The 5,668-nt window shown below is 76.0% G+C and carries 5 protein-coding genes; 2 read left to right on the top strand and 3 right to left on the bottom strand.

Annotation, left to right across the window (positions count from 1 at the left end; translation table 11 throughout):
• The first annotated feature begins 225 nt into the window (after nt 1-225).
• Nucleotides 226-1,578 (top strand): PspC domain-containing protein, encoded by a 1,353-nt coding sequence (locus ACYVPE_RS39040; protein ID WP_461038598.1) that lies wholly within the window; start codon nt 226-228, stop codon nt 1,576-1,578.
• Nucleotides 1,575-1,814 (top strand): hypothetical protein, encoded by a 240-nt coding sequence (locus ACYVPE_RS39045; protein ID WP_461038599.1) that lies wholly within the window; start codon nt 1,575-1,577, stop codon nt 1,812-1,814. Before ACYVPE_RS39040 ends, ACYVPE_RS39045 begins: the two co-directional genes overlap by 4 nt.
• Nucleotides 1,815-1,972: 158 nt before the next feature.
• On the opposite strand, the gene ACYVPE_RS39050 is transcribed toward ACYVPE_RS39045, so the two are convergent.
• The 3 genes from ACYVPE_RS39050 to ACYVPE_RS39060 form a co-directional block, all read right to left on the bottom strand.
• Nucleotides 1,973-3,250: a hypothetical protein gene (locus ACYVPE_RS39050; protein WP_461038600.1), complete on the bottom strand. Its 1,278-nt coding sequence runs from the start codon at nt 3,248-3,250 to the stop codon at nt 1,973-1,975.
• A gap of 119 nt (nt 3,251-3,369) precedes the next feature.
• A complete protein-coding gene (locus ACYVPE_RS39055; RefSeq protein ID WP_461038601.1) occupies nt 3,370-4,428 on the bottom strand; it encodes a C40 family peptidase in 1,059 nt (352 codons plus the stop codon).
• A 153-nt stretch (nt 4,429-4,581) separates the two neighbouring features.
• Nucleotides 4,582-5,424, bottom strand: a complete 843-nt coding sequence (locus ACYVPE_RS39060; RefSeq protein WP_461038602.1) for a DsbA family protein — start codon at nt 5,422-5,424, stop codon at nt 4,582-4,584.
• Between the last annotated feature and the right edge of the window lie 244 nt (nt 5,425-5,668).

The raw sequence follows: 5,668 nt of genomic DNA on the forward strand, positions 1-5,668 counted from the left end.
GGCCGCCGGCGGCCAGCCGGGCGGCCGGCGCGGCGACGGACGCCGCCTCGGCCTGGGCGGCGGGCGGCGCCGGGGATGGTGCGGGGGTCATGCCATCGATCGTCACATGCCGCACCCCCTCCTGACATCAGGGTGTACCCGCAGGATCCGCCCGGCGGCGCCTCAGGGACGACTCCGGGGAGCCCCGGATACCGTCGCCGCCCGCCGGACGCCACCATGGTGAGCATGACAGAGCACCTGGCCGCACCGGCCGCACCGGCGGCGCCGCCGGCGCCGGACGAGCGGCTGGCCCGCAGCCGTCGCCACAAGGTCGTCGGCGGGGTCTGCGGCGGCCTCGGACGCTACTTCAACCTCGACCCGGTGATCTTCCGGGTGCCGGCCGCGCTCCTCTCGGTGCTCGGCGGCGTCGGCCTGATCGCCTACGGACTCGCCTGGCTGCTCATCCCGTTCGAGCGGGAGGAGGAGAACGAGGGACGCCGGCTGCTCTCCGGCCGCGTCGAGGGCCCCGGGCTCACCGCCCTGCTGTTCATCGTCGCCGGCTGCGGGCTGCTGCTCGCCACCCTCGGCAACGACGGCGGGGTCGCCTGGTTCTCGGTGCTGCTCATCGGTGCCCTGGCCGCCGTCGCCTCCTGGTCCCGCAAGCGCGGCACCGGCAGCGACGGCGCCGTCACCACGAACCCGCAGCGCGTCGCCCAGGTCGTCGCCGAGGCGCCCCCCGAGGCGCACGCGCCCCCGGCGCCGCTCGGGCCCTCCTGGTGGCAGGGCGCCGCCGCGCGGCAGGAGCAGAGCTACCTGTGGGGCCCCGCCGACGCCAAGCCGGGCGACTACGCGGCGGGCACGGTGCCCGGCACGGTGCCCGGCGCCCGGCCGCCCATGGCGGGCGGCCCGCCCGTCAAGACGCCGCCCGCCAAGCCCCGCGAGTGGCCGTTCAGCGCGCTGGTGCTGCTGCTGGCCCTCGTCGCCTGCGTCGCCGGCAGCGCCATCGCCTGGAGCAGCCAACCGCTCGGCACCGCGCTCTCCATCGGCCTCGCCTCGGCCCTCGCGGTCCTCGGCCTCGGCCTGGTGTTCAGCGCCTTCCGCGGCCGCCTCGGCGCCGGCACCGTCGCCGCGGTCATCGTCACCAGCGTGCTGCTCGGTGCGGCGTCCGTGCTGCCCGACAACATCACCACCAGCTTCACCACACCCGTCTGGCGGGTGACCTCGGCCGACGAGCTGCGCGCCGGCTACGAGGTCGGCAGCGCCGACGCCCGCCTCGACCTGTCGAACCTCGAGGTCCCGGCGGGCGAGCGGCTCAGCACCCGCGTCGAGGCCGGCGCGGGGCAGGTCACCGTGCTGGTGCCGTTCGACGTCACGGTGGTCGTGCACGAGGACGTCACCATCGGCGCCTACAGCTACCAGCCGTGGAACGACGACAGCGAACTCACCAGGATCGACGAGTTCAACGGCGGCATCAACGCGAACGGCACCTACACCTACGAGCCGGAGTCGGGCATCGAGCCAGGCGGCACCATCGAGCTGGACCTGGAGCTCGGCATCGGACACCTGACCGTCAAGCGCGACCCCGGGGAGACACCGTGATCAGGAGGCACCGCTTCGAGCCGGCCCGGCTGGTGCTCGGCCTCGCCCTGCTGCTGGTGGCCGTGATCCACCTGGCGCGGGCCCTCGGCGACGACGTCTCCATGCCGGTGCCGGCGCTGCTCGCCCTGCCGGGCATCGCGCTGTTGCTGGCCGCGGCCGTGGCGATGGTCACCGTGGCCGCCCGCCACAACCACGCGGGCCGCGCGAAGCGGAGCGGCGGGGACGAGGCCGCGTAGCGGCCAGCCGCGGCCAGCCGCGGCCCGACGGCGGCGAAGCCGCCACGTCGGCCCCGGCTGTGCCGGCTGTGCCGGCTGTGCCGCGTGGACGCGTGGACGCGTGGACGCGTGGAAAGGGGCTTGTGGGGGCACCTCCCAGGGAGGGTGGGGGGAACCGCTCAGTCGGAGATGGTGATCGCGTAGCGGCCGGACTCGGTGCCGGCCGCCGTGATCACCTGCACGTCCACCCGGCCCGCGTCCAGTTCGGCCGGCACCGGCACGGTCAACCGGGTGTCGGACGGGTTGCTGAACCCGCCGGCCACCGGCACCAGCGGCACCGGCACATGCACCCCGCCGATCCGCACCACCGTCTCCGCCAGCCGGTCAGCCGACTCGGCGCCGGCCGGCACGAAGCCGGAACCGCGGATCTCCAACTCGTCCCCGTGCCGGATCGGCGCGTGCAGGTCGCCAGGCTCCCGCACCCGGACGATCGACTGGATCACCGGCCGGCCGCCCTCCGTGTACTTGGCCGCCAGATAGGTCAGCGCCGACACCGCGACCAGCAGCGCCACCGCCCACGGCAGGTCGGGCAGCTCGCCCGGGTGCCGGGCGAGGCGGGTCGCGGCGAGCGCCAGCGCCGCCGCGTTCACCAGGACGTACTGGGTGTCGGGGAAGCTGCCGCGGCGCCCGTCGTCGGTCAACAGGTCGGTGGCCCGCGGCCGGGCCGCGCGCACCTTCTGCATCCGGAAGCCCCGCACCCGGGTCGCCACCGTGTGCCGCACCCACACCGTCACCGCGCAGGACAGCGCCACGGCCGTCAACAGGCCGCCGCCGTGCGCCAGGTCGAAGCCGTCGAGCAGCGCCGCGCGCTCCGCCCCCTCGGTCGTGCCGGCCAGCGTGATCGCCAGCACCAGCACCGCGTAGCCGGCCAGCAGCAGCCAGCCGGCGGAGACCGCCCTGGACGTCGAGAGCCGGTTGTCCTCGCCGACCAGCGGCGCCAACACCCCGCCCCTGGCCCGGTGCAGCCACGCCGCGAGCGACAGCGGGACGGCCAGCAGCACGGCGGCCAGCAGGCCGGCCGTCCGCGGCAGCGTCCAGCCGGTGCCGACGGCCGTCAGCGCCTGGCCGAGCAGCAGCGCCACCACCGCCGACCACACCACCACCAGGCTGCGCACCGCCGAGCGCGTCAGCCAGACCGAGCCGGCGAGCCTGGCGCGCTCCGAGACCTCGTGGGCCGAGCGCGTCAACTCGTCCGATATCCACTGCCTGGTGGCCTCGGGGGAGTACGCCACGGCCTCCGGTATCCCGGTGCCGGCCGCCAACTCGTCCCGGCGGCCGCGGAACGCCGCGACCGCCCGCCGGTAGCCGGGCCCGGCGCCCACCGGGCAGTCGCCGCACGTGCAACCACGTGTGTGCCGGGTTGCCGCGCCGCGGCCACGGGACGCCTCGACGGCCACTGTGCCCCCCCTGCCTCGCACTGCGCGGTGCTGTCGCCGTGCGGCCGCGCGCCTCCGTGAACGGTGAGTCCGTTGACCCCCTCAGCCTAGCCGGGCCACGGCGGCGCCTCGGCCCGGCCTCAGCCGGGCCGGCTGGCGGCCACCAGGGGCATCGAGTCGACGGGGGCGAGCCGCACCGGGGTGCCGGGCCGGGAGGCGTGGATGATCTGGCCTTCGCCCACGTACATCCCGACGTGGCTCAGGCCCGAGTAGTAGAAGACCAGGTCGCCGGGGCGCAGCGCGCTCCGTGGGACCCGGGTGCCGGCGTCGACCTGGCTGTAGCTGGTGCGCGGCAGCGAGACGCCGGCGGCGGCCCAGGCCGCCTGGGTCAGGCCCGAGCAGTCGTAGGCGTCGGGGCCCGTCGCGCCCCAGCCGTACGGCTTGCCGAGCTGGGCGTAGGCGAACGCGACGGCCGCCGCGGCCCGTTGGCCAGGCGCGGCCGGCAGTTCGACCCTGGCCCCGCCGGGGGCGGTCGCCTGGACGGCGCCGGCACCCTCCTCGGCCAGGGTGGCGGCGCGCTCGCTCGCGCTGAGCGTGGCGAGCAGCCGCTCGGCCTCGGCCAGCCGCGTCTCCACCCGCTCCCGCTGATCGCGGGCCTCGCGCTCCGCCTCGTCGAGCGCGGCGGCCTGCTCCTCGGCCTCGGCACGCAGCCGCTCCACGTCGCGCAGCTGCTCCTGGACGCCGAGCAGCGCCCTGGCCTGCCGGTCGCCGCTGCGGCCCGCCTGGGCGGCGCGGCCGAGGAACTCGTCCGGGTCGCTGGAGAGCGCCAGCTGCACGCTGGCCGGCAGGCCGGCCGCCCGGTACTCGGCGCTGGCCTGCGAACCCAGCGCGCTCCGCGCCCGGTTCAGCTCCGCGGCCCGGCGCGCCGCCTCGTCCGTCAGCCGGTCGAGTTCCTGGCGCGCCTCGGTGGCGGCCTCGGTCGCCGCGTTGAACTCCTCGGTGGCCACCTCGGCCTCGTGGTGCAGCGCCTCCACCCGATCCCGCACCTCGCCCGTGCTGGGCTGCGGGTCGGCCAGCGCCACGCCGCCGAGCGCGGTGGCCGCGCCGGCGAGCGTCAGGGTGGTGGCCGCGGTGCGGATGGGTTTTCGATACACCGACGCGGCGGACGGACGCCAGAGTCTCCTGCGATGGTGAGCCATGGCCCAGGACGCTAAACGTCGGCGACGGCCTCTCCGGCCATACGACCGGGATTGATGGCAATCACCTGGATTCCCCTGAATGGCGGCGGGAGTTGAGCAGATGCGTGACGGAATGGTTTCGCAGCGTGTGCGGAACTGATCGACGGCGGCGGGTCAGTTCCCGGCGGCCGAACCGCCCGCGTCGGCCGCGTCGGCCGCCTGCTGGATGGCGGCCTCGAACTGCTCCCACGGCTGTGCCCCGAGCAGCGGCCGCCCGTTGACCAGGAACGAGGGGGCGGTGCTCGCGCCGAGGCTGAGCCCCTCCTCACTGTCCCGGGTCAGCGTCTCGGTCGCCGCGTCCGACTCCATGTCGGCCAGGAACCGGTCCACGTCGGGCACGCCGGCCTCCTCGGCCAGCTCGGGCAGCCGGTCCTCGGCGAACCTGCCGTCGTTCTGGTGGAACTCCTCGCCGAGCGCGACCCGGTAGAACTCCCAGAACCTGCCCTGCTGCCCGGCCGCCCACGAGGCCCGCGCCGCGGCGTCCGACTCCGGGCCGTTGATCGGGAACTGCCGGAACTCGATGCGGAGCACGCCGGAGTCCACGAACTCCTGGACCAGCCGGTCATGGGTGTCGCGGGCGTAGACGCCGTCGAACGCGCTCTGGAAGTCGGTGTACTGGAGCATGACGACGGGCGCGTCGACCTCGCCGAGCGCGTACGGATCATCCGCCTCGCGCCGCTCCAGGGCGGCGGCCGGATTCCCCTCAGGGGCGTCGGTCGACTGACCCTGGGGGTTCGTGCCGTCGCTGCCGCCGCCGTTGCCGCCGTTGCCGCCATTGCCGCCTCCGCCGAGGGCTGACACGGCGCCGATGACGAGGGCGCACACCAGCAGCGCGGCCAGGATCGCCACGCCGAACCTGACCGGCGCGGGGCGACTGGCCGTCGCGGGCTTGGCCGCCGTGGGCTTGGCGGGGGCTGACCGGCCCTTCTTCGGCTTCCTGCTGCGGGAGACGGGCATGGGCCCCAGCGTAAGCGGTCCTCGCTGGGGCGTGCGGGGCTGGGGGGTTCTCCCCACCCACCCGCCCTTTCCGTTCCGCTGCCGCGTCGCGGGCGCGCTGCGCGCGGGGGTGCGCGCTGCGCGCGGGCGGTGGCCCGCGGGGGCCCAACGGCGGCGAAGCCGCCTCGTTGGGCCCCTGCGGCCGTGTCGGCCTGCGGCCGTGTCGGCCTGCGGCGGTGTCGGCCTGCGGCGGTGTCGGCCTGCG

It is taken from the genome of Streptomyces mayteni (genome assembly GCF_054783955.1).